This window comes from Streptomyces sp. Alt3 (assembly GCF_030719215.1).
Classification (GTDB): domain Bacteria; phylum Actinomycetota; class Actinomycetes; order Streptomycetales; family Streptomycetaceae; genus Streptomyces; species Streptomyces glycanivorans.
This window is the reverse complement of record NZ_CP120983.1, coordinates 5,451,150-5,475,037: the sequence shown is the minus strand read 5'-3', so window position 1 is coordinate 5,475,037 and position 23,888 is coordinate 5,451,150. Positions and strand designations below refer to the sequence as shown.

Here is a 23,888-nt window from a genome sequence, read left to right as displayed (position 1 = left end):
GGTTCAGCCGCGACGGGAGAGCAGCAGGAGGGCGCGGTCGTCGTTGACGTCCTTCGCGCAGGCCTCGATCAGATGCCAGGCCGCGCCCTCGAAGCCCGTCGCGACGTAGCGGTCGGCCTCGCCGGTCAGCCGGTCGATGCCCTCCGCGATGTCCCGGTCGGACGCCTCCACCAGGCCGTCGGTGAAGAGCATCAGGACGTCCCCGGGGGCCAGCGAGCCCTTCACGGCGTCGAACTGTGCTCCGTCGTACACGCCGAGCAGCGGGCCTTCGGCCGCCTTCTCCTCCCACAGGCCGTTGCCCGCGTGGAGTTGCAGCGCGGGGGGATGGCCGGCGGAGAGGATCTCGTAGTCGCCGGACTCCAGGTCCAGGACGAGGTGGATCGAGGTGGCGAAGCCCTCGTCCCAGTCCTGGCGCAGCAGATAGCCGTTGGCTGCGGGCAGGAAGCCGTGCGGCGGGAGGGAGCCGAGGAGGCCGCCGAAGGCGCCCGACAGGAGCAGGGCGCGGGAACCGGCGTCCATGCCCTTGCCGGAGACGTCCGTGAGGACGACCTCCAGGGTGCGCCCGCCGTTGGTACGGGCGGCGACGACGAAGTCGCCCGAGAAGGACTGGCCGCCCGCGGGGCGCAGTGCCATCTCCCGGTGCCAGCCCTCGGGCAGCCGCGGCAGGGCGCTCTGGACCCGGATCCGCTCGCGCAGGTCGAAGAGCATCGTGCCGCCGCGTCGCCACGGCACCCCGACCCTGGCACGGAACTGGGCGAGGACGAGTCCGAAGAATCCGCAGGCCGCGACGACCAGGACGGTGCCCGGTGTGACCCGGGCGGGCCCGTCCGCGTAGGGGCCGAGGGCGATGGACTCGACGATCAGGGCGGCGGCGGCCGTGGCGTAGAGACTCAGCAGACTGGCCGGCCTCAGCAGGAGACCGCCCGCCACGATCGGCAGGGCCAGGGCGGTCGGGGAGCACCAGACCGGGTTGAGCAGCGTGGTGCAGGTGATCACCGGAATGATGATCAGCAGTCCGGCCAGGGCTATCCAGTCGGATCCGTCGCCACGGAAGTAGTCGACCCCGGACCGGCGCAGCGCGATGCGCGCCCGGTGCGCGGATCTGCGCCACCGGGCGGTGAAGGTTTCTGCCCCACTGCGACGTGCCATTGTCGGGACTTTATCCACCCGACGGCCTCCGGTGCAGGGGGACCCGGTGCCAATGTGTTCGAAACCAGGTCGCCCCGGGCCACGCGCCCCTGATAAGCAGGGCTCATGAACACGGATTTGCGCACATTGTCGGCCACGGAATGGGACTCCTGGCTCGGCTGTATCGAGTTGGCGTTCGGCGGCGTCCCCCTCTCCCCGGAGTCCCGCGAGCTGTACGCCGCACTGGCCGAACCGCAGCGGGCGCTGGGGCTCTGGGACGGTGCCGAATGCGTCGGTACGGCAGGTGCGTACAGCTTCCGGCTGACCGTGCCCGGCGGGGCGGCGGTGCCGGCCGCGGGGATCACGATGGTGAGCGTCGCCTCGACGCACCGCAGGCAGGGCCTGCTGACGTCGATGATGCGGCGCCAGCTGGACGACGTCCGCTCGTGGGGTGAGCCGCTCGCGGTGCTGACGGCGTCGGAGCCCGGTATCTACGGCAGGTTCGGCTACGGCGCGGCGTCGGCGGAGGCGAACCTGCGGATCGACAGCTCCCAGGTCGGCCTCGCGCTGCCGCCGGGCACGGACGGGGTGCGGGTGCGCCGGTCGTCCCCCCAGGAGGCGCTCGACGCCTGCGAGGCCGTGTACGCGCGCGTGGCGCCGGACCGGCCGGGCACCCTGGTGCGGCAGCCGGGCTGGGAGAGGGTGCCGGTGAGCGACCCGGAGAGCTCCCGGGGCGGGGGCTCTCCGCTCCAGTGCGTGCTCGCGGAGCGGGACGGCGAGGTCACGGGGTACGTCACGTTCCATCTGCGGCCCGGCTGGGACGGCGCCGTGCCCAAGGGGACGGTCGCGGTGCGCGACCTCGCGGCGCTCGACCCCGCGTCGTACGCGGCCCTGTGGCGCTTCCTGTTCGGGATCGACCTGACCTCGGTGGTCGAGTGCGGCAGCCGGCCCGTGGACGACGCGCTGCTCCGGCTGGTCTCGGACGTCCGGCGCTGCGAGGTGCGGGTGCGGGACGGGCTGTACGTGCGGCTGGTCGAACTGGGCGCGGCGCTGGAGGCCCGGTCCTACCGGGCCCCGGTCGACGTGGTGCTGGAGGTGGAGGACGCCTTCTGCCCGTGGAACGCGGGGCGTTGGCGGCTGACCGCCGACGCGAAGGGCACGGCCACCTGCCGGCGGACGGACGACGGGCCCGAACTGGCCCTGTCGGTGAACGAACTGGGTGCCGCGTATCTGGGTGGGGTGTCGCTGACGACGCTGGCGGCGGCCGGGGCGGTGCGCGAACTGCGGGAGGGCGCGCTGGCCGAGACCTCCCTGGCGTTCGGCTCGGACGCCCAGCCGTGGTGCCCGCACGGTTTCTGATACCGGCGTATCCCGGCCTGCCTACCTGCCCGCCGCGGAGGGCTGGCAGGCCGGGCACCAGAAGAGGTTGCGGGCCGCCAGGTCCGCCGTGCGGATCTCGGCGCCGCAGATGTGGCAGGCCTGCCGGGCGCGGCGGTAGACGTACACCTCGCCGCCGTGGTCGTCGACCCGCGGGGGACGGCCCATGGCCTCCGGCAGGTGCTCGGGGCGGACCGTGTCGATCCGGTTGTTCCGCACGCCCTCGCGCATCAGGACGCCGAGGTCGGCCCAGATCGCGTCCCACTCGGCCCGGGTGAGGTCCTTGCCCGCGCGGTACGGGTCGATGCCGTGCCGGAAGAGGACCTCGGCGCGGTAGACGTTCCCGACGCCCGCGACGACCTTCTGGTCCATCAGCAGGGCGGCGACGGTGACGCGGCTGCGGGAGATCCGCCGCCAGGCCCGTTCGCCGTCCTCGTCCGCGCGCAGCGGGTCTGGGCCGAGCCGGTCGTGTATCGCCCGCTTCTCGGGGCCGGTGATCAGGGCACAGGTGGTGGGGCCGCGCAGATCGGCGTGGTGGGCGTCGTTGAGCAGGCGCAGTCTGACGGTGTCGGTGGGCGGAGGCGCGGGGACCGTACCGAAGCCGAGCTTGCCGAAGAGGCCGAGGTGGATGTGGACCCAGGCCGATCCCTCGAAGCCCAGGAAGAGGTGCTTGCCGTGGGCGTCGACACCCGTGAGGGTCCGCCCGTCCAGCAGTGCCGCGCTGTCGGAGAACTTCCCCTGGGGGCTGCTCACCCGCACCGGGCGGCCCGCGAACCGCTCGCGGTGGTCGGCGGCGAGGCGGTGGATCGTATGCCCCTCGGGCACGGCATGTCTCCTGGTGACGCGCCCGTGCCGCCGGGCGGGAGCCCGGCGGCACGGAGGAAGCGGGTGCGGGCGGTTCAGCCCTGCTGGGGGTGGTGGGCCGGGATCGCGGGGAGCTCGCCGGTGTTCTCGTACGCCGAGAGCATCTCGATGCGGCGGGTGTGACGCTCCTCACCCGAGTACGGCGTGGCCAGGAAGATCTCGACGAACTTCGTGGACTCCTCCACCGTGTGCATCCGGCCGCCGATGGCCACCACGTTGGCGTCGTTGTGCTCGCGGCCGAGCGCGGCGGTCTGCTCGCTCCAGGCGAGCGCGGCGCGGACGCCCTTGACCTTGTTCGCGGCGATCTGCTCGCCGTTCCCGGAGCCGCCGATGACGATGCCGAGGCTGTCCTTGTCCGCTGCCGTCCGCTCGGCGGCGCGGAGACAGAACGGCGGGTAGTCGTCCTGGGCGTCGTAGATGTGGGGACCACAGTCGACGGCCTCGTGGCCGTGGGCCGCGAGCCACTCGACGAGGTGGTTCTTCAGTTCGTAGCCGGCATGGTCGGAGCCGAGGTACACGCGCATGGTGCGAAGTGTGGCACGGACCGGGCGGGGTAATCGTCAGCGGGGTCGGAGCCGCCGGGGTTTCCCGGGGGGCCGGTTCAGGTCCGGACCTGTGTGCCGTGCCACTCGGGCAACGATCGGGTCAAGGAACCGGATTAAGGGGTTCCGCTTCTGGTGCCGATCGGGCTTGAATGCGTGGCCTTGCCTTCGCACCACCCCTGCTGAAGCAAGCAATACCGACACACGTGATCAGAAAACGTAAGGATTCGATCCATGACGTCGCAGACGACTCTGGCCGGACCGGGCCAACAGCCCGGCGAGCCGGGTAAGCCCGATTCCCCGGACGGGCTTCAGGCAGGTCTCAAGAACCGTCACCTCTCGATGATCGCCATCGGCGGCGTGATCGGGGCGGGCCTCTTCGTCGGCTCCGGAGCCGGCATCGCCGCGGCGGGACCGGCCATCCTCCTGTCGTACGCGCTGGTCGGCCTCATGGTCGTGTTTGTCATGCGAATGCTCGGCGAGATGGCGGTCGCCCGGCCGAGCTCGGGTTCCTTCTCCGCCTACGCCGACCAGGCCCTGGGCCGCTGGGCCGGCTTCTCCATCGGCTGGCTGTACTGGTTCTTCTGGGTCGTGGTGCTCGCCGTCGAGGCCACGGCGGGTGCCAAGATCCTGGAGAGCTGGGTACCCGGCGTCCCGCAGTGGGCCTGGGCCCTGATCGTCATGGTGGTCCTGACGGCGACCAACCTGGTCTCCGTCGGCTCGTACGGTGAGTTCGAGTTCTGGTTCGCCGGGATCAAGGTCGTGGCGATCGGCGCGTTCGTCGTCGTCGGTCTGCTCGCCGTCTTCGGCGTCCTGCCGGGGTCGGACCACGCGGGGTCGGGCCTCGCCCACCTCACGGACACCGGCGGGTTCTTCCCCGAGGGGCCGGGGGCCATCCTCACGGGTGTGCTGATGGTCGTCTTCTCCTTCATGGGCAGCGAGATCGTGACGCTGGCCGCCGGTGAGTCCGAGGACCCGCGCCGCGCCGTCTCCAAGGCGACCAACAGCGTGATCTGGCGTATCGCCATCTTCTACCTGGGCTCGATCTTCGTCGTCCTCACCCTGCTGCCGTGGAACGACCCCTCGATCGTCGAGGACGGTTCGTACGTCGCCGCGCTCAACGTCATCGGTATCCCGCACGCCGGGCAGGTCATGGACGTCATCGTGCTGACGGCCGTGCTGTCCTGTCTCAACTCCGGCCTCTACACCGCCTCGCGCATGGCGTTCTCGCTCGGACAGCGGGGGGACGCGCCGAAGGCGTTCTCCACGGTGAACAAGCGGGGCGTGCCGCAGGCGGCGATCCTCTCCTCCGTCGTGTTCGGCTTCGTGGCGGTGTTCTTCAACTACCAGTGGCCCGACACGGTGTTCGCGTTCCTGCTGAACTCCTCGGGCGCGGTCGCCCTGTTCGTGTGGCTGGTGATCTGCTTCACCCAGCTGCGGATGCGCGGGATCATCCTGCGCGAGTCGCCCGAGAAGCTCGTCGTCCGGATGTGGCTCTTCCCGTATCTGACCTGGGCGACGATCGCGATGATCTCCTTCGTCCTCGTCTACATGCTGACCGACGACGCCGGGCGCGAGCAGGTGCTCCTCTCGCTGCTGGTCGCCGCCCTGGTCGTGGCCGTCTCGCTGGTGCGGGACGCGCGCAACCGGAAGGCGGCGACACCGGTCGAGTGATCGGTACGGATACCTGACGGCAGGTGTCAGGTATACCCGGAAGGCTCTCCCTCGCCACGCGATCCCGCGAGCGAACGGAGAGCCTTCGTCATGACAGCCACACCCACGGCCGGGAGTTTCCAGACCGGCTTCGCCATCCGTCCCGATCTCCTCGTGGAGGCCGGCGGGGCCGCCGACGTCCGGGACGCCGTCCGGGACGCCGCCGCACACGGCCGGTCCGTGGCCGTCCGCGCGACCGGCCACGGGCTGCCGGGCCCGGTCGAGGGCGGGGTGCTGATCGACACCCGCCGGATGGACACCGTGGAGATCGATCCGGAGCGCCGCACCGCGCGCATCGGGGCCGGCACGACCTGGGGACGGGTCGTCGGGGCAGCCGCCCCGCACGGACTCGCCCCGCTGAACGGATCGGCGCCGGGCGTCGGCGCCGTCTCCTACACCCTGGGCGGCGGTCTGGGGATCCTGGGCCGGGAGTTCGGCTACGCGGCCGACCTTGTGCGCGCGCTGGACGTGGTGACGGCCGACGGTGTCCTGCGCCGTGTCACCCCGGACACCGAACCGGACCTCTTCTGGGGTCTGCGGGGCGGCGGCCACCGGCTGGGCGTCGTCACGGAGCTGGAGATCGGCCTGGTGGCCGTGGAGCGGCTGTACGGCGGCTCGCTGGCCTTCGACGGGGACTCCGCACCGGAGGTGCTGCGGCGCTACCTGGAGTGGACCCGGACCGTGCCGGACACCTGCACCTCGTCGCTCGCGGCGCTGCGCCACCCCGACGTCCCGCAGATGCCGGACGCCCTGCGGGGGCGGTACGTCGTCTCGGTGCGTGTGGCGTACACCGGCTCCGCCACGGACGGCGAGGCGCTGGTGGCGCCGCTGCGGGCCATCGGCCCCGCGCTCTCGGACTCGCTGCGGGAGATGCCGTACACGGAGAGCCACACCATTCACAGCGATCCGCCGTTCCCGCACGCCTACTACGGCGAAGGGCTGATGCTGCGCGAACTGGACGCCGGGAGCGCGGCGCGGGTGCTGGAGCTGACCGGGCCGGGTGCCCCGATGATGACGGTGGTCCAGCTGAACCACCTGGGCGGCGCCCTGACTTCGCCGCCCCCGGTCGACAACGCGGTGCCGCACCGGGAGGCGGGCTTCCTGCTGCGGCTGCTGGCGATGACGGCGGGGACCGACGTGGCCGCCGCACGGGACCTGTTCTCGAAGGCCGCCGCGGAGACGGCGCCCCACGGCCTGGGCCGTGCGCTGAACTTCTCCTTCGGCGGCGGGGACCGCACCGGCGGCCTCCACGGCCCCGGGACACGCGAGAGGCTCGCCGGTCTGGTGTCGCGTCACGACCCGGCGAGCCTCTTCGGTGGTGCCTACGGCGCAGGGGGCGACGCCGGGTGAACTGGGGCGGCGTCGGTGACGACGCCCGGTGACCCGGTGTCAGCCTCGGCGGCCCGCCAGCTTCCAGGAGGCGGGCAGCGCGCCCATGGCAAGCGCGGCCTTGAGTGCGTCGCCGACCAGGAACGGCACGAGGCCGGCCGCGACGGCGGCGCTCATCGACATACCCGTGGAGAGCGCCAGGTACGGCACGCCGACCGCGTAGATGACGAGGGAGCCGACCGCCATCGTGCCCGCGGTGCGCAGGACGGACCGGTCACCGCCCCGGCGGGCGAGACCACCGACGACCGTGGCGGCCAGCAGCATGCCGAGGACGTAGCCGAAGGACGCGCCGCCCGGGCCGGACGTGCCCTCGGAGAACCACGGCATGCCTGCCATGCCGACGAGCGTGTACAGGGCGAGGGAGAGGAATCCGCGGCGGGCGCCGAGCGCGGTGCCGATGAGCAGCGCGGCGAAGGTCTGGCCGGTGACGGGGACCGGGGAGCCGGGGACGGGCACCGCGATCTGGGCCGCGATGCCCGTGAGTGCGGCACCACCGACGACCAGCGCGGTGTCCACGGCGTAGCGGTGCCGGGCTACGGGCAGCAGGTCGGCGAGGACCGCTCCGGAACGGGCGGGGGCGGCAGCAGTACTCATCGGGACTCCGCGGGTGAGGTCGGCAAGCAGGGACGGACTGAAGCGACGTTAGCCGACGCGATATCCCTCCATCACCATCAGCCGCCCACAAAGCGGCGGTTGCGGGATTGGTCGGGTTCACACAAAGAGCGTCGCGCAACAATCCCTCGGCGTGATGCTGGTCACGGAGGCAGAGGTGTACGCGGCCCTCGGTTCGGGAAGGGGCGCCGCCCCGTGAGACTGTAGGTTCCCCATAAATGATCCGAGAGTGATCCGCAGCTCATGCACGACGCGCCCCCCACGCACTCCCCCGTTCCGTCCGAGCCCCTGGCCCCCGGTCTGAAACAGCGCCATCTGACGATGCTCGGCCTGGGCGGGGTGATCGGTGCCGGGCTCTTCGTCGGTTCGGGCGCCGGGATCGCGGTCGCCGGGCCCGCCGTCGTCGTCTCGTATCTGATCGCGGGCGCGCTCGCGATGCTGGTGATGCGGATGCTCGGCGAGATGTCGGCGGCGATGCCCGCCTCCGGGTCGTTCTCCGTCCACGCGGAGCGGGCGCTGGGCCGGTGGGCCGGATTCAGCGTGGGCTGGCTCTACTGGTTCCTGCTGGTGGTGGTCCTCGCCGTGGAGGCGACGGCCGCCGCGCAGATCGCCCACGGCTGGGTACCCGCGGTCGATCAGTGGCTGTGGGTGCTGCTGTTCATGGTGGTGTTCACGGTGGCCAACCTGACGGCCGTGAAGAACTTCGGTGAGTTCGAGTTCTGGTTCGCCGCGCTGAAGGTGGGCGCGATCGTGGTCTTCCTGGTGCTCGGTCTGCTGGCCGTCCTCGGCGTCCTGCCCGACACCGGTCCGATGGGGCTGACGAACCTCACCGGCCAGGGCGGTTTCCTGCCCAACGGCTGGGACGGCGTGGTGTCCGGGGTGCTCACCGTGGTGTTCGCCTTCGGCGGGCTGGAGGTCGTGACGATCGCGGCGGCCGAGACCGACGATCCGGCGCGTGCCGTGGGCCGCGCGGTGCGCAGCGCGGTGGTGCGCATCCTCTTCTTCTACGTCGGCTCGATGCTGGTGATCGTGACCGTGCTGCCGTGGACCGCGCAGCAGGCCGGTCTCAGCCCCTACGTGAAGGTCCTGGACTCGATCGGGGTGCCGTCGGCCGGGCAGATCATGAACATCGTGGTGTTCGTGGCGCTGCTCTCGGCGCTCAACGCCAATCTGTACGGCTCGTCCCGGATGATCTTCTCGCTGGCCGAGCGCGGGGAGGCACCGCGGGGGCTGCTGAAGGTGTCCGGCGGGCAGGGCGGCGGTGTGCCCCGTAGGGCGGTGCTCGCCTCGGTGGCCTTCGGGTTCGTCTCCGTCCTGCTCAATCTGCGGTGGCCCGACACCGTGTTCCTCCACATGCTCAACTCGGTCGGGGCGGTCCTGCTGTTCGTCTGGGGCCTGATCGCCGCCTCCCAGCTGCGGCTGCGGCGCCGGCTGGAGCGGGAGGCGCCGGGCGCCCTGACGCTGCGGATGTGGTGCTTCCCCTATCTGACCTGGGTGACCCTGGCCGGTCTGCTGGCCGTCCTGCTGCTGATGCTCACCGATGACGCGGCCCGTCCTCAGGTGCTGTGGTCGGCGGGCGCCACCGGTCTCGTGCTGCTCGTCGCCGTCGTACGGGAGCTGCGCACGAGGCCGTAGGCAGGTGCGCACCTTGTGTGAGCCTGGTGACCGTATAGCGGACGTCCGTTCCCCCTGGGCGGGACCCGTGCCCAGACTGTGGCCCGACCCCTGTCCCGACCAGTGAACAGAGCCTGTCCATGTCCCGGACCTCCGCGCCGCCCCCCACGGACGCCACCTCCCCCGCCGCCGACTCCGCGCTCACCCACGGACTCAAGCAGCGCCACCTCTCGATGATCGCCCTGGGCGGTGTGATCGGAGCCGGGCTCTTCGTGGGCTCGGGTGCGGGCATCGCCGCGGCCGGTCCCTCGATCGTCGTCGCGTACGGCATCTCCGGACTGCTGGTCATGTTCGTGATGCGGATGCTCGGCGAGATGTCGGCGGCCAATCCCGCCTCCGGCTCCTTCTCCGTCCACGCGGAACGGGCGATCGGCCCCTGGGCGGGCTTCACCGCCGGGTGGTCGTTCTGGGTGCTGCTCTGTGTCGCCGTCGGGCTGGAGGGCATCGGCGCCGCGCAGATCGTCACCGGCTGGCTGCCCGGCACACCGGAGTGGGTCTGGGTCGCCCTGTTCATGGTGATCTTCCTCGGCACGAATCTGGCCGCCGTGAAGAACTTCGGTGAGTTCGAGTTCTGGTTCGCCGCCCTCAAGGTCATCGCGATCACCCTGTTCCTGGTGCTTGGTCTCCTCGCGATCCTGGGTGTACTGCCCGGCACGGACTCCCCCGGCACGTCGAACCTCACCGGGGACGGCGGCTTCATGCCGAACGGTTCGGAGGGGCTCATCATCGGTCTGCTCGCCTCCGTCTTCGCGTACGGAGGCCTGGAGACCGTCACCATCGCGGCGGCCGAGTCCGAGAACCCGGTGCGGGGTGTCGCCAAGGCGGTGCGTACGGCGATGTGGCGCATCGCCGTCTTCTACATCGGCTCGATGGCGGTCATCGTGACCCTCGTGCCGTGGGACGACCCCCAGGTCGCCGAGGTCGGCCCGTTCTACGCGATGCTCGACCACCTGGGCATCGGCGGCGCCGCGGAGATCATGAACGTGGTCATCCTGGTCGCCCTGCTGTCCGCGATGAACGCCAACATCTACGGCTCCTCGCGCATGGCCTGCTCCCTCGTAGCCCGTGGTCAGGGGCCGAAGGTCCTCGGCAGGATCTCCTCCGGTGTCCCGCGCAACGCCGTGCTCGCCTCCTCGGTGTTCGGCTTCCTGTGCGTGCTGCTCAGCTACTGGCGTCCCGAGGACGTCTTCCCCTGGCTGCTCAACATGATCGGCGCGGTGATCCTGGTCGTCTGGATCTTCATCGCGGTCTCGCAGCTGATCCTGCGCAGGCGGACGGAGCGCGAGTCCCCGGAGAGCCTGGTCGTGCGGATGTGGCTCTTCCCGGTCCTGACGATCGTGGCGCTGGTGGCGATGGCCGGCATCTTCGTCCTGATGCTGCGCCAGCCCGACACCCGGGACCAGCTGCTGGCGACCGGGGCGCTGACGGCGGTGCTGATCGCGATCGGTGCGGTGCGGCAGAAGCGGGCGGGGCTCGGGCCGGACGCCTGACGCTTCCGTGGCCGCCACACGCCCGGCGGCCACCGTGCGCGGACGAGGACGGCGGCCCGCCCGTGGCGAGGTGCCGCCGTCAGTCGCCCCCGCCGCCTCCGCCGTCACCGCCGCCGCCGTCCCCACCACCGCCGCCGGAATCCCCGCCGTCGCCGCCGTCCGCGCCCCAGCCGTCGCCGCCGCCGGACTCGTTGTCCTCGCGGCTGTTGCCGAGGTTGCTGAACCAGGGGCGGTCCCAGGACACGTCGCCGGCCACCGGCTCACCGCCGCCGCCGTCCGTGTGCCGCTCCGACCGGAACCGTGCGGTACCGGTCGTGTCGCCGATGCCGAAGGTGACGGCGAAGGCCTGGGCCATGACGGCGTCCAGCGGGTCGTCGGCCTCGTAGTGCACCGGGGACAGCGGCCTCAGCACGTTGTCCGGCGTGCGGGCCAGGCGCGGCGGGCGGGCCAGCAGGGCGACGCGCCGACCGTCACGCAGCAGCCACGAACTCGTGGCGCTCTCCCGCCGCAGCACCCAGTGCGTTCCTGGCAGCCGCACCTCCACCGCGCTTCTGGACCTGCGCAGCTTCTTCCTGAGCACGAGGTCCGCCGTGGCCTCACCGACCGTCAGGCGCAAGCCCTTCGACGGGTCAGGGGCGTCGCCCTGGAAGCCCCGGGGCGCGCGGACGCGTACGGCGGGGGCGTACGGGCCCCACACGTCCACGCGCACCAGCCGCCGGTCCACGGCGACGGCGACCGGCCCGGCGGGTCCGCCCGCGAGCCTCCGCGCGATCCACAGTGGTACGCCCTCGACGCGTGCCCGGTCCGCCAGGGCGGCCACCTGCCCGGGCCCACCGCAGCGCCGGACCGCCAACTCGCCGAACGCCCGGGCGAAGGCGGCAGCCTCCCGTGTCTTCAGCGGGGTGGTGGTGCCGGTGACGCGGGTGAGCGGGACGATCCCGGAGCCCTCGGCGAGCCGGTCCAGCGGGCGCTCCGCCCCACCGCCTCCCAGCCAGTGACCGCGCAGGTACGCCTCGGCCATGGCGCCGAGGTTCAGCTCGTCCAGCGGTGTGGTCCTGCCTCCCCTCCGCAGCCGCTCCTCGGTCAGCTCCACGGTCTGCGCCAGCGGATTCCAGGACCGCTCGCCGTACAGCACCTGGCTCACGTCAACCCCCGTAATACGTGCGTGGCTCGGGCAGGAGGACACCTTCACACACGGTGCGCCCCGGCCGTCCGCCGGGGTCGTGCCCTCAGCCCGCCCGCCGCCGGACGAGGCCGAGCTCCAGCAGCGGCAGCCTCCGGCCCGGCACTGAACCCGACGGCGTCGATCCGATCCGTACCGCTCCCATCGCCGTGTAGAAGGGCTCGGCGTTCGGGTCGGCGTCGATGGTGAGCCGTACGAACCCGGAACTGCGCGCCCGCGCCACGGTGTGCTCGAACAGCAGCCGCCCCACGCCCCGGCCGATGGTGTCCGGCTCGACGAACATCATGGCCAGGGCGCCCTCGGGCGGTTCCCCGGCCAGGGTGGTGAAGCCCAGGACGCGTCCGCCCTCCTCGGCGACCACCGTGCGTCCGTGCGCCATGTCGTCCGGAGTGACCGTCAGTTCGTCGCGGCAGGCGGCCATGAACGCCTCGTCGTACCCCCAGTGCGCCTTGGACCGCAGGGCCAGTCCGGTCAGCGCGGCGGTCTCCTCGGGCCGCCCCTCCCGTACGTACGTCATCGGCTCCGCCCCGCTCCCACGGCGGCCGAGGTCACCACGTCGGCGAAGCGGTGGGCCACGGTGCGCCAGACGGCGGTGGTGGCCGGCTCGTCGCGCAGGGCTCGGGCGTGCAGCACCTCCGGGGCGGGGGCGCCGTGCCGGGAGAGCCGGACGGGGTCCCACCGGAGGACACCCGCTGCCGTCGCCTCCGGATGGAACTGCGTGCCCCACGCCGAGGGACCGACCCGGAAGGCCTGGTAGGGGCAGTCGTCACTGTGCGCCAGCCAGTGTGCGCCGGGAGGCAGCGCGGTGACGGCGTCCACGTGGTTCTCGATGGCCCGGGGGTGCGCGGGCAGCCCCTGGAACAGCGGGTCGTCGCCGGCCTCGGGGCGCAGGCCGAGCCGGGTGCTGCCGAACTCGGGCGTTCCGTACTCCCCGCGCACCTCGCCGCCGGCCACCTGGGCGAGCATCTGGCCACCGAGGCAGATACCGAAGAACGGGGTCCGCCCGGCGAGGGCCTGGCGCACGAGCGTGCGGGTCGCGGGCAGCCACGGCGCGCGGGCGTCGTCGTCGGGCAGGTAGCAGCCGCCGAGGACGACGAGCGCCTGGTGTTCCAGCCGGCCGGGGAGCGGCGCGCCCTCATGGGCCGGGACCACGCGGACCGCGACGCCGCGTTCCTCCAGCCAGCCCTTCCAGCGGCCCGGGCCGTCCCCGGGTCCGTTCCGGATCACCAGTGCCGTGGCCGCTGTCGCCGTGCCGCCCATCCGTACCCCCACGCCGTCCTCCGCCCGCCGGTGCGGGGCCAGCCTACGCACGGCGGCGGGCGCGGGCGCGACCGCCGACCGGCCTGAGCGATCACCCTCGAACAAGCGCACGATACGGTTTGCCTCATGTCCGTCGGCCGCAGGCCTCGTGGGCATCATCCACCGTGCCCGCGTGGGCTGTTGGTCAGGACGGCGGCCGAGGATCGGCTCGCTGTTTCGGCCCCGCCTGCCGTGAGATCCCAGTGGGCGGAGACTGCCGCGGACCGCGCTGCGTGCCTGTGGTAACCGCACGATGCCGTCGCCGTCAGTTCTCATGCAGAGGAGTCCATCACCATGCCCCAGAACGAAGAGGCGGCGGACGAGCGGGAATACCCGGCCGCGCAGGACCGTGGCGCCGCCAGGACGGAACAGGCTCCTTCCCTGGAGCCGGGCGAGCGCGATCCTGCGGCTGGATCTGTACCCGCCTCCGCTACGGAACCGAGGGGTGAGGCCATCGGAGCCGAGACCGCGGCTGCAGGAGTCGGCAGGTCCGGCAAGCCGGGGCAGTCGAAGGGGCTCGGGGCGGATGCGGTGGATGCCGGGAGTACCGCGAAAGCCGGGAAGCCTGCGGACCCAGGGGAATCAGCGCGGTCCGAAGGAGCCGGGGGCGCCGGAGGTGCTGACGTTTCAGCCGGGACCGCGTCGAGCGGAACATCTCTGATATCCACCGACGCGGAGCGTCAGGCCACGGTGGCCGTCGGCGCCGGGAGGAACGGCGCGGCATCCGGCCCCGCAGCAACAGCCTCGGACAGCGGCCCAGTTGCTTCCAAGGAGGTGGGGCGCCCCGGTAAGGCACTGCTGGCCGCCGCAGCAATCGCCGGTGTCCTGCTCGTCAGTGTCCCCTTCCTGATCGCCGTCGGCGACGACAGTCGGCCCGGTGCGAGCGAGGCACCCGGCACGGTGCTCGGCGGTGGCGGCACAGACGCGCCCGGAACCTTCTCGGCGGCCTCACCTGACGCCCGGCAGGGTGGGGGGCCCAAGGCCGGTGGGGCCACGGCGCCGGGCAGCGGGGCGGAGGCATCCGGACGGGGCCCGGACGAGGTTGGCCTCACCGCGGGAGGGGACACGCCGGAGAACGAGGCGAAGGGCGGGGCCGGCGAGGCGGGGACGACTACCGCCCCCGCCTCCACTGCGGACAAGTCGGCTCCATCCCGGAATTCCGGCACCTCGTCCCCGCCGCCGAAGGCGCCGGCAGCCTCTGCCCTCGTCTACACGGGGGTCGTCGGACACGGTTGTCCCACCCCGTCCGGTGGCGGCTACAAGCAGGTCAATTACTTCAGCGACGGCACAGCGGGCTGGTACACCCGCACGACCGGAGCCTGGACGGGTGACGGGTGCAACGGCAGTTACGCTGCGGTCCCCATGTCCGGTTCCACGTCCACGGACGGGGAGAGCAGGGTGATGTGGTGGTGGAGGCCGGGCACCGAAGCGCGCACCTGCCAGATCTCCGTGTTCATCCCGCACAGCAACACGACCCTGTACGTGGGAGGGCACCCCTCCACGTATCACGTGCTGGTCGATGCCAACGACCGGACGACGAAGTACAGCAGTTTCACCGTCAACCAGGCAGGTCTGCGCGGTCAGTGGATCGGCGTCGGCACGTTTCCGGTCAAGGGCTCCACCATCGGCGTGAAGCTCCTGGACCGGGGTGACGACTGGTCCGATGGCTGGGGTAAGGCGCACCACGCGGCGGCGCAGATGAAGGCGACCTGCCGTTCCTGAGCGTCGGCCGTCGCGGGAGTCTCCCTCCGCACCGGCGTCTCTGTCGCGGTCGGCGCGCAGATCGCCACCGCGAGCGCACCGCTGGCGGCGCAGACCGCAGGGGCGACTGCCAGTACGTCATCGCGACCGGGGACCGGTCACATCGGCCCAGGGAGCCACTTCTCCGCGCTGAGGGACCAAGAGCTGATCACTTCCGCCGCTTCCTCCTGCTAGCCTGCAATTGCGAAAGACTTGCAATAACAACCAGGCAGCAGCTGGAGGGTTCGACCCATGGCCACGTACACGCTTCCGGAACTCCCGTACGACTACGCGGCGCTCGAACCGGTCATCAACCCGCAGATCGTCGAGCTCCACCACGACAAGCACCACGCGGCGTACGTCAAGGGTGCGAACGACACCCTGGAGCAGCTGGAGGAGGCCCGCGACAAGGGGGCCTGGGGCGCGATCAACGGCCTGCAGAAGAACCTCGCGTTCCACCTCTCGGGCCACATCCTTCACTCGATCTACTGGCACAACATGACCGGTGACGGCGGCGGCGAGCCCCTCGCGGCGGACGGCGTGGGCGACCTGGCGGACGCGATCGCCGAGTCCTTCGGCTCGTACGCCGGCTTCAAGTCGCAGCTGACGAAGGCCGCCGCGACCACGCAGGGCTCCGGCTGGGGCGTCCTCGCCTACGAGCCGGTCAGCGGCCGGCTGATCGTCGAGCAGGTCTACGACCACCAGGGCAACGTCGGCCAGGGCTCGGTCCCGATCCTGGTCTTCGACGCCTGGGAGCACGCCTTCTACCTTCAGTACAAGAACCAGAAGGTGGACTTCGTCGAGGCGATGTGGCGCGTCGTCAACTGGCAGGACGTGGCCAGGCGTTACGCCGCCGCCAAGGAGCGCGCGGACGTACTGCTGCTGGCCCCCTGACCGGCCTGAGGCGTCCTGCCTCGTGATCGTCTTCTCAACCTTCACCCGGCAGGCGGATGGACGGAGAACCCCCGCGAGGACATGACTCGCGGGGGTTCTCCCATGGGTGGGGCCGGGACTCAGATCCGGAAGACGGAGCCGATGAACTCGGCGAGCAGCCTCTCCTTGAGCGGACCCGGCAGCGCGTCCAGCAGGACGAGTACGGGCGCCGCCCGGTCCGGGAGCCCGGCGCCGTCGCCGAGCCCGGCGAACGCGAGGACGCCCGCCACCTCGTCGGGCCCGAGCGTGTCGGGGTCCAGCCCGGCGGCGAACGAGGCCAGGTCCGGGTCCACCACCACCGGTTCCAGGGCGCGGGCCTTCGCCAGCGCGACGTCGAGGTCGGCGAGCAGGGAGCCGACCTGGCCGACGGTGGCGGGGGTGAGCGTGAGGTGGAGGTTGGGCGGCAGCCCGTCGAAGGAGAGCTGCGGCTGGAGGTACCAGCCCAGCTCGCGCATCTCGTCGGCGAGGTGCAGGAGCAGGCTGAGGTCCGGGGTCACGCCGTCCTCCCCCTCGACGGTGAAGGCGACGAGCCCGGCGGCGGGATCGCCCAGGACCCGTACGCCGTCCACGGCTCGCAGCCCCGCGAGCAGCCGGTCCGAGGCCTCCCCGACCCGGGCCGCGAGAGCGGTGTAGCCCTCCTCGCCCACGTGCCGCAGGACCGCCCACGCCTGGGCCAGCAGACCGCCGGACTTGGTGCCCTGCACGGTCGGGTTGACGACGGGGTAGCCGGGCCAGCCGGCGTGGGCGAAGTACTGGTGGCGGCGGAGTGCGGCGTCGCGGTGGAGGACCACGGAGGCGCCCTTGTCCGCGTAGCCGTACTTGTGCAGGTCCACGGAGAGGGAGGTGACACCGGGGACGGACAGGTCGAAGGGTTCCACCGCGCGTCCGGAGCGCCGGAGGTACGGCAGGATCCACCCTCCGATGCAGGCGTCCACATGGCAGAGCACCCCGCGTGCGGAGGCGGCCGCCGCGATCCCGGCGACGGGGTCGATCACCCCGTGGGCGTAGGAGGGGGCGGAGGCGACCACCAGCGCGGTGCGGTCGGTCAGCGCGGCGGCCATGGCGGCCGTGTCGGCGCGGAACGTGACGGGGTCGACGGGTACGACGACCGGCTCGAGGCCCAGGTAGGCGGCGGCCTTGTGGAAGGCGGCGTGGGCGGTGGACGGCAGCACCAGCTGGGGTGCGCTGATCCCGCGCTCCGACCGGGCGTGGTCGCGCGCGGTCTTGACGGCGAGCAGGATGCTCTCCGTGCCGCCGCTGGTGAACGTCCCCTGGGCGCCGGGGGCCCCGAGCAGCGCGGCGACCGCACCGACCACGTCGTTCTCCAGCCGGGCCACGCTCGGGAAGACCGTGGGGTCGAGCCCGTTGACCGTGGCGAACGTGGTGTACGCCTCGGCGGCCAGTTCGTCGAGGCCGTCCAGCCCCGCGTCGTAGACGTAGGCGAAGGTGCGGCCCCCACGGGTGGGCGCGTCCGCCTCGCGCAGGGAGCGCAGTTCGGCGAGCACGTCGGCGGCGGGGCGGCCCTCGGGCAGGGCGGGTTCAGTCGGCACGGGCGGGCTCTTCCTGGAGGGGCCGGCGCACGGCCGGGGTCACGCGGTAGCGGCTCAGCAGGAGGAGGCTCGCCGCGGCCAGCAGGGCGGGCAGCACGCTCATTCCGACGCTGATGCCGGTCAGGGCCGCGGCAGGCTGTTCCACCTGGTGCGCCGCGTCGGAGGACCGGAAGCCGGTCACGGCGAGGACGAGGGCGAACACCCCGGCGCCCAGGGCGAAGGCGAGGGTCTCGGCTGCGGTCCACAGCCCGGTGAAGGTGGCCGCCCTGCGCCTGCCGGTGGCGGCGGCGTCGGCGGCCAGGGTGTCCGCGAGCATCGTCAGGGGCAGCAGCTGCAGCCCGGCGTAGGCGATCCCGACGAGGACGACCGCCGCGTAGCCGACGGCAGGCCCCACGGACCCGGTGAAGGCGAGGAGCACGGCGCCGGCGGTGTAGAGGAGCGACGCGCACCACTGGGCGTACGTCACGCCCTTGCGTCGGGCCAGGCGGTTCCACAGGGGCATGAAGAGGACCAGCGGGCCGATGAGGCAGGCGAACAGGGGGGTGACGGCGCCCGCCGAGCCGAGGGTGTACGTCGCGAAGTACTGGACACCTGCGAGCATCACGCCGATGGCGAGGGCCTGAAGGGTCCACATGCCGGCCAGGTACAGGAACGGCCTGCTGGACCGGGCGGCGGCGAACTGCGCCCGGAGCGAGGGTTCGGCCTCGCTGCGGGCGACGGCCGGGGCCCGGCGGGTGGCGGACCAGGCACCGAACATCCCGACCGCCAGGAGGACGGCCACGGCCGCGCCCATCAGCCGGTAGCTCCCCGGGGTGTCGCCGTCGGCGTGCGCGATCGCCGGGGCGAGCGCGCCGGACAGCAGGATCGCCACGCCGAGGAACCCCACGCGCCAGCCGAGGACGCGTCCGCGTTCGTGCGGGTCCTCGGTCATCTCGGCGGGCATCGTCACGTACGGCACCTGGAAGACGGCGTACGCGGTGGCGGCGAGCAGGAACAGCGCGGCGACGTAGCCGGCGGCCGGTGCGCCCCGGAGCGGCGGCGCGGCGAAGATCAGCGCGAAGAGCGGCGGCAGGGTGCAGGCGCCGATCAGCAGGAACGGCCGGCGCGGGCCGCCGCGCAGCCGGCTGCGGTCGGAGAGCGCACCGACCAGCGGGTTGACCAGGACGTCCCAGGCCTTCGGGAGGAAGACGGCGGCACCCGCGACGGCGGCGGGGACGGCGAGCACATCGGTGAGGTAGTAGAGCAGGATCAGGCCCGGCACGGTCGCGAAGGTGCCGGTGCACAGCGAGCCGAGCCCGTACCCGATCCGCACGGTGCGCGGCAGGGGCGGGGCCACGTGATGGTCCGCACCCGCAGCCGGCATGCGCAGATCATGAACGACGGTCCGCACGGTCGGCAATACCCGCGGGCCCCGCGACACACGACCGGAACACCGCGGGCGGCGTCCCCGCGTCCTGCCGGGCCCGCTGCGAGACTGACGGGGTGACGGACGACGGGCGGCAGACGGACCGGGGCCTGGAACGGGCCATCCTGGAACTGCTGGAACATCGCGGGCCGGGCGCGACGATCTGCCCCTCCGATGCCGCGCGTGCGGTGTACGAGGGGGACGGCGACGGCTGGCGTGCGCTCATGGAGCCTGTCCGCCGGGCGGCCGGGCGGCTCGTCGAGGCGGGCGAGGTGGAGATCACCCAGGGCGGCCGGCCCGTCGAGCCGGCGAAGGCCCGCGGTCCTGTCCGTATCCGCCGGGCCCGCTGACCCCGGGGGCCGCCGGGCGGTGCGGGCGCCCAGGTCCCGGGAGCCCGCACCGCCCGGACCGGGTCAGTCGAAGACGGGGCCCTGCGTACGGGTCCGCTTGATCTCGTAGAAGCCGGGGATCGACGCCACCAGCAGCGTGCCGTCCCAGAGCTTCGCGGCCTCCTCGCCCTTCGGGGCGGGGGTGACGACCGGGCCGAAGAAGGCGATCTGCTCGCCGTCGGCGCCGGGCACGGCGATGACCGGGGTGCCGACGTCCTGGCCGACCTTGTCGATGCCCTCCTTGTGAGAGGCGCGCAGCTCCTTGTCGTACGCGTCGGAGTCGGCGTACTCCAGGAGCTCGGCCGGGAGGCCGACGTCGGCCAGCGCGCCCGCGATCGCCTCGCGCGTAGGGCCCTCGCCGTTGTTGTGGATGCGGGTGCCGAGGGCCGTGTACAGCGGGCCGACGATGTCGTCGCCGTGCTTCTGCTGGGCTGCGACGACGACCCGGACGGGCGCCCAGGCCTGGGTGCGCATCATGTCCTGGTACTCCTCGGGCAGCTCGTCGAGCCTGGGCTCGTTGAGGACGGCGAGGCTCATGACGTGCCAGCGCACCTCCACGTCACGGACCTTCTCCACCTCCAGCATCCAGCGGGAGGTCATCCAGGCCCAGGGACAGAGCGGATCGAACCAGAAGTCGGCCGGAACCTTGCCGCCGGCCGTGCTGTTCTCGGGCATGTCTCTCCTCATGAGGTCGGTCTGGCACCTGCCTGCCCGAACACCACAGGGCCCTCCCGCCATTCCCGTGCACCGGCTCCGACGGCCGCATGGGAGGATCAAAGGTCTTCGAATGAGACACATGAGACACGAAGGAGTGCTCCGTGCCCGGTGAGAACCTGTCCCGCGACGAGGCCCGCGAGAGGGCCGAGCTGCTGACCGTCGACGGTTACGAGGTCGCCCTCGACCTCCGCTCCGCCGTCGGCGAGCCCGACGGGGGCGACGAGGCCGGTCCGCGCACCTTCCGCTCGCAGACCACGATCCGCTTCCGCGCCGCCCGCGCCGGGGCCTCGACCTTCGCCGATCTGCTCGCGCCGTCGGTGGACGCGGTGACGCTGAACGGCAGGGACCTGGACCCCGGGACCGTCTTCGACGGCACCCGGATCACGCTGGACGGACTCGCGGAAGGTGAGAACGTCCTGGTGGTCGACGCGCGGTGCGCCTACAGCCGGACCGGCGAGGGCATGCACCGCTTCGTCGACCCGGAGGACGGCGAGGTCTACCTCTACACGCAGTACGAGCCGGCCGACGCGCGGCGTGTCTTCGCCAACTTCGAGCAGCCCGACCTCAAGGCGCCCTACCGCTTCGAGGTGACGGCGCCGGAGGGCTGGCGGGTGTGGAGCAACGGCGCGGAGGAGCCGCAGGACGGCGAGGTCCACCGGTTCGCGGAGACCCTGCCCATCTCGACGTACATCACCGTGGTCGTCGCGGGTCCGTACCACTACGTGAGCGACCTCTACACCCGTACGTCCGACGACGGCGAGAAGCTGGAGATCCCCCTCGGCGCGATGTGCCGCAAGGGGCTCGCGCGCCACTTCGACGCGGACGACGTCTTCCTCGTCACCAAGCAGGGCCTGGACTTCTTCCACGACCACTTCGACTACCCGTACCCCTTCGGGAAGTACGACCAGGCGTTCGTGCCGGAGTACAACCTCGGGGCGATGGAGAACCCGGGCCTCGTCACCTTCCGCGAGGAGTACATCTACCGCGGCAAGGTCACCTCGGCGTCCTACGAGCGCCGCGCCAACGTGATCCTGCACGAGATGGCGCACATGTGGTTCGGCGACCTGGTCACCATGCAGTGGTGGGACGACCTGTGGCTGAAGGAGTCCTTCGCCGACTTCATGGGGACGTTCTCGATGGTGGAGGCCACCCGCTTCACCAACGGCTGGATCACCTTCGCCAACAACCGCAAGGCGTGGGCCTACCGGGCCGACCAGCTGCCGTCCACGCACCCGATCACGGCCGACATCCGTGACCTGGAGGACGCCAAGCTGAACTTCGACGGCATCACGTACGCGAAGGGCGCCTCGGTGCTCAAGCAGCTCGTGGCGTACGTGGGCCGGGACGCGTTCCTGGAGGGCGCGCGCCGCTACTTCAAGCGGCACGCGTACGGCAACACTCAGCTGGGCGACCTCCTCTCCGTGCTGGCCGAGACGTCGGGCCGCGACATGACGGCCTGGTCGCGCGCATGGCTGCAGACGGCGGGGGTCAACGTCCTGACGCCGGTCGTGACGTACGACGGCCAGGGGCGGATCGCGGAGCTCGCCGTGACCCAGGAGGCCGCGGCCTCACACCCGGAGCTGCGCCCCCACCGGGTCGCGGTGGGCCTGTACCGGCTCTCCCCGGAGGGCGAGCTGGTGCGGTTCGCGCGGACCGAGACCGATGTCGCCGGGGAGCGGACCGTGGTCACGGAGCTGGCGGGGTCCGAGAGGCCGGACCTGGTGCTGGTCAACGACGACGACCTCACGTTCTGCAAGGTCCGCTTCGACGAGGGGTCCCTGGCCACCCTCCGCGAGCACCTCGGTGACATCACCGACCCGCTGGCACGGGCCCTGTGCTGGTCCGCCCTGTGGAACCTGACGCGGGACGCGCTGCTGCCCGCCCGGGACTTCGTGTCCCTGGTGCTGTCCTTCGCCGGCCGCGAGTCGGACATCGGTGTCCTGCAGATGCTGCACGCGTGGGCGCAGTCGGCACTGGTGCACTACGCCGCGCCGGCCTGGCGCGAGGAGGGCGGCCGGGCGCTGGCCGAGGGCGCGCTTGCGGAGCTGCGGCGGGCCGAGCCCGGCAGCCAGCACCAGCTGACGTGGGCCCGGTTCTTCGCCGCCGTCGCGACGTCGGACGCGGACTTCCAGCTGCTGGGCGGGCTGCTCGACGGCTCCGCGGTGATCGAGGGCCTGGACGTCGACCAGGAGCTCCGGTGGGCCTTCCTGTCTCCGCTGGCCTCTCACGGCAGGGCCGACGAGGCCGCCCTGGACGCCGAACTCGCCCGGGACGACACGGCGTCGGGCAAGCGGCACCACGTGCGGTGCCTGGCGTCCCGCCCCTCGGCGGCGGTCAAGGCCCAGGCGTGGGCGGCGGTGGTGGAGTCCGACAAGCTGTCCAACGCACTCGTCGGGGCGACGATCGCCGGCTTCGGGCAGCCGTCGCAGCGGGAGCTGCTGGCGCCCTACACGGCCTCGTACTTCGAGGCGATCGAGCGGGTGTGGGCGGAGCGGTCCATCCAGATCGGGATGGACGTGGTCAGGGGCCTGTTCCCCGGGTTGCAGGACGACCCCGCGACCCTGTCCGCGACGGACGCGTGGCTGACCTCGCACCCGGACGCGGCACCGGCGCTGCGGCGGCTGGTCCTGGAGGCCCGGGACGATCTGGCGCGGGCGCTGCGAGGACAGGGGCGCGACGCGGCGGCGTGAGGATCCGGCGCGCGCCCCGCACAGACGTGCGGGGCGCGCGCCGCGCAATTCCCGCCGCGACCGCCCTTTTCGACATTCGAACTTCCGTGCTTTAGGACGGTGTTGTCCTGGAATGTCGACGGGCTTGTAACACGGGTTATCGGGCGGCGGGGCTGCGGGAATCTCCCCGGCATGACCCAGAACGCCCCGCTCCCCCCACGCCCCGTCCACGAAGCGGCCCGCCGCGTGCAGTCCGCCGCACAGCTGCGCGCCCGCGGTGTGACCGCCGCGCACACCGCCGCGCAGTGTCTGCCCGGCGGTCCGTGGCAGCAGCTGCTCCCCAGCGTGTACCTCCTGCACCGTGGAGCGCCCACGAACGACGACCGGGTCCGCGGCGCCCTGCTCTACGCCGGGCGGCCCCCGGCCGGCACCCTGCGGACCGTGCCCGCCCAGCACGGCCCCGGTTACGGCGAGTCGATGGTCACGGGCCTGGCGGCACTGGCCCTGTACGGCTTCACCTCCGCGCCCCCCATGATCGCCCTGCACCGGATCGACGTACTGGTGCCGCGTACCAGGCGGCTGCGCTCCACCCGGTTCGTCCAGGTGACCCGGGCCGCCGCCCTGCCCCGGCCGCAGCGCCGGCGAGGGGTGCCGCTGGCCCCGGTGGAGCGGGCCCTGGCCGACGCGGTGGCCTCGCTCACGGACGCCCCGACGGTGCGCCGGATCCTGACGGAGGCGGTGCGCGGCGGACACTGCGAACCCGGTTCCGTCGTGAGGGAACTGGGCGACGCGAAGCTGCTGGGCCGCGCGCACGTGGTGGACGCCGTCGAGGCGCTGCTGATCGAGGGGCGGGCCGCGGCGGAGGACCGGCTGTACGGGATGGTGCGCGCCCACGGTCTCCCCCAGCCGCTGTGGAACGTGGAACTGTCCCTGCCCGGCGGCGGATTCCTGGGCGGGGTGGACGCGTACTGGCCGGAACAGGCGGTCGCGCTCGAGATCGGCGCCCGCTCACCCCGCGAGGAGCGCGTCTCCTTCGCCGCGGAGCGGGAGCACCTGGAGCGGCTCGGGGTGACGGTGGTGCGGGTGACACCGAAGCAGCTGCGCGAATCTGCGGCACAGCAGTCGGTGGTGCTGCGTACGGCCATGATGGCGGCCGAGGACCGCGAACCGGCCGCGTACGTGGTGGTCCTGCCACGCTGAGTGGCGTAATGGCA

General features: G+C 72.3%; 20 protein-coding genes. 10 read left to right on the top strand and 10 right to left on the bottom strand.

All coding sequences use genetic code 11. From position 1 onward, the window contains the following. Window positions 1-3 precede the first annotated feature (3 nt). Window positions 4-1,149, bottom strand: a complete 1,146-nt coding sequence (locus tag P8A20_RS24035; RefSeq protein ID WP_147963430.1) for a PP2C family protein-serine/threonine phosphatase — start codon at window positions 1,147-1,149, stop codon at window positions 4-6. A gap of 105 nt (window positions 1,150-1,254) precedes the next feature. Between P8A20_RS24035 and P8A20_RS24030 the strand changes: the two genes are divergently transcribed. After that, window positions 1,255-2,487, top strand: a complete 1,233-nt coding sequence (locus P8A20_RS24030; RefSeq protein ID WP_147963431.1) for a GNAT family N-acetyltransferase — start codon at window positions 1,255-1,257, stop codon at window positions 2,485-2,487. Window positions 2,488-2,508: 21 nt separating this feature from the next. On the opposite strand, the gene P8A20_RS24025 is transcribed toward P8A20_RS24030, so the two are convergent. Beyond that, window positions 2,509-3,330: an Fpg/Nei family DNA glycosylase gene (locus tag P8A20_RS24025; protein WP_147963432.1), complete on the bottom strand. Its 822-nt coding sequence runs from the start codon at window positions 3,328-3,330 to the stop codon at window positions 2,509-2,511. A gap of 74 nt (window positions 3,331-3,404) precedes the next feature. After that, a complete protein-coding gene (locus P8A20_RS24020) occupies window positions 3,405-3,893 on the bottom strand; it encodes a ribose-5-phosphate isomerase (protein ID WP_147963433.1) in 489 nt (162 codons plus the stop codon). Between the two features lie 252 nt (window positions 3,894-4,145). Here P8A20_RS24020 and P8A20_RS24015 point away from each other — a divergent pair, with 252 nt between their 5' ends. Both P8A20_RS24015 and P8A20_RS24010 read left to right on the top strand, forming a co-directional pair. Further along, window positions 4,146-5,585, top strand: a complete 1,440-nt coding sequence (locus P8A20_RS24015) for an amino acid permease (RefSeq protein ID WP_147963434.1) — start codon at window positions 4,146-4,148, stop codon at window positions 5,583-5,585. 90 nt (window positions 5,586-5,675) lie between these two features. Beyond that, on the top strand, window positions 5,676-6,974 hold the full coding sequence (locus P8A20_RS24010) for an FAD-binding oxidoreductase (RefSeq protein WP_306104250.1): 1,299 nt from the start codon (window positions 5,676-5,678) through the stop codon (window positions 6,972-6,974). A gap of 39 nt (window positions 6,975-7,013) precedes the next feature. On the opposite strand, the gene P8A20_RS24005 is transcribed toward P8A20_RS24010, so the two are convergent. Then, window positions 7,014-7,607 carry a biotin transporter BioY gene (locus tag P8A20_RS24005; RefSeq protein WP_147961262.1) on the bottom strand — a complete coding sequence of 198 codons (594 nt, stop codon included), beginning with the start codon at window positions 7,605-7,607 and terminating at the stop codon, window positions 7,014-7,016. A 261-nt stretch (window positions 7,608-7,868) separates the two neighbouring features. On the opposite strand from P8A20_RS24005, the gene P8A20_RS24000 reads away from it, so the two are divergent. Together P8A20_RS24000 and P8A20_RS23995 are read left to right on the top strand one after the other, a co-directional pair. Beyond that, window positions 7,869-9,260: an amino acid permease gene (locus tag P8A20_RS24000; protein WP_306104249.1), complete on the top strand. Its 1,392-nt coding sequence runs from the start codon at window positions 7,869-7,871 to the stop codon at window positions 9,258-9,260. A gap of 119 nt (window positions 9,261-9,379) precedes the next feature. Then, complete coding sequence (locus P8A20_RS23995; RefSeq protein WP_306104248.1) at window positions 9,380-10,789, top strand: amino acid permease; 1,410 nt, start codon at window positions 9,380-9,382, stop codon at window positions 10,787-10,789. A 79-nt stretch (window positions 10,790-10,868) separates the two neighbouring features. Here P8A20_RS23995 and P8A20_RS23990 read toward each other — a convergent pair whose 3' ends face one another. The 3 genes from P8A20_RS23990 to P8A20_RS23980 all read right to left on the bottom strand — a co-directional run bounded on the left by P8A20_RS23990 (window position 10,869) and on the right by P8A20_RS23980 (window position 13,232). Further along, complete coding sequence (locus P8A20_RS23990; RefSeq protein WP_306104247.1) at window positions 10,869-11,933, bottom strand: hypothetical protein; 1,065 nt, start codon at window positions 11,931-11,933, stop codon at window positions 10,869-10,871. An 85-nt stretch (window positions 11,934-12,018) separates the two neighbouring features. Beyond that, the gene (locus tag P8A20_RS23985; protein WP_147963436.1) at window positions 12,019-12,489 is read right to left on the bottom strand and encodes a GNAT family N-acetyltransferase; all 471 of its coding nucleotides are present in this window, start codon (window positions 12,487-12,489) and stop codon (window positions 12,019-12,021) included. Further along, window positions 12,486-13,232, bottom strand: a complete 747-nt coding sequence (locus tag P8A20_RS23980) for a type 1 glutamine amidotransferase (RefSeq protein ID WP_147964102.1) — start codon at window positions 13,230-13,232, stop codon at window positions 12,486-12,488. Before P8A20_RS23980 ends, P8A20_RS23985 begins: the two co-directional genes overlap by 4 nt. An 813-nt stretch (window positions 13,233-14,045) precedes the next feature. Here P8A20_RS23980 and P8A20_RS23975 point away from each other — a divergent pair. Continuing rightward, entirely contained in the window at window positions 14,046-14,993 is a 948-nt protein-coding gene (locus P8A20_RS23975; protein WP_147963437.1) for an adhesin, read from the top strand. A 270-nt stretch (window positions 14,994-15,263) separates the two neighbouring features. Next, window positions 15,264-15,905, top strand: a complete 642-nt coding sequence (locus P8A20_RS23970; protein WP_306104246.1) for a superoxide dismutase — start codon at window positions 15,264-15,266, stop codon at window positions 15,903-15,905. Window positions 15,906-16,024: 119 nt separating this feature from the next. Here the strand turns inward: P8A20_RS23970 and P8A20_RS23965 are convergent, their stop codons facing one another. Both P8A20_RS23965 and P8A20_RS23960 read right to left on the bottom strand, forming a co-directional pair. Further along, window positions 16,025-17,494, bottom strand: a complete 1,470-nt coding sequence (locus tag P8A20_RS23965; RefSeq protein WP_306104245.1) for a pyridoxal phosphate-dependent decarboxylase family protein — start codon at window positions 17,492-17,494, stop codon at window positions 16,025-16,027. Continuing rightward, window positions 17,484-18,857 carry an MFS transporter gene (locus tag P8A20_RS23960; RefSeq protein ID WP_306104244.1) on the bottom strand — a complete coding sequence of 458 codons (1,374 nt, stop codon included), beginning with the start codon at window positions 18,855-18,857 and terminating at the stop codon, window positions 17,484-17,486. Before P8A20_RS23960 ends, P8A20_RS23965 begins: the two co-directional genes overlap by 11 nt. 119 nt (window positions 18,858-18,976) lie before the next feature. On the opposite strand from P8A20_RS23960, the gene P8A20_RS23955 reads away from it, so the two are divergent. After that, window positions 18,977-19,249, top strand: coding sequence for a DUF3253 domain-containing protein (locus tag P8A20_RS23955; RefSeq protein WP_147963439.1), 273 nt, complete (start codon window positions 18,977-18,979; stop codon window positions 19,247-19,249). A 63-nt stretch (window positions 19,250-19,312) separates the two neighbouring features. Here P8A20_RS23955 and P8A20_RS23950 read toward each other — a convergent pair whose 3' ends face one another. Continuing rightward, window positions 19,313-19,963: a mycothiol-dependent nitroreductase Rv2466c family protein gene (locus P8A20_RS23950; RefSeq protein WP_147963440.1), complete on the bottom strand. Its 651-nt coding sequence runs from the start codon at window positions 19,961-19,963 to the stop codon at window positions 19,313-19,315. Between the two features lie 143 nt (window positions 19,964-20,106). Between P8A20_RS23950 and pepN the strand changes: the two genes are divergently transcribed. Then, the gene (pepN, locus tag P8A20_RS23945) at window positions 20,107-22,695 is read left to right on the top strand and encodes an aminopeptidase N (protein WP_306104243.1); all 2,589 of its coding nucleotides are present in this window, start codon (window positions 20,107-20,109) and stop codon (window positions 22,693-22,695) included. 171 nt (window positions 22,696-22,866) lie between these two features. Next, the gene (locus tag P8A20_RS23940) at window positions 22,867-23,874 is read left to right on the top strand and encodes a hypothetical protein (RefSeq protein ID WP_306104242.1); all 1,008 of its coding nucleotides are present in this window, start codon (window positions 22,867-22,869) and stop codon (window positions 23,872-23,874) included. The last annotated feature ends 14 nt before the right edge of the window (window positions 23,875-23,888 follow it).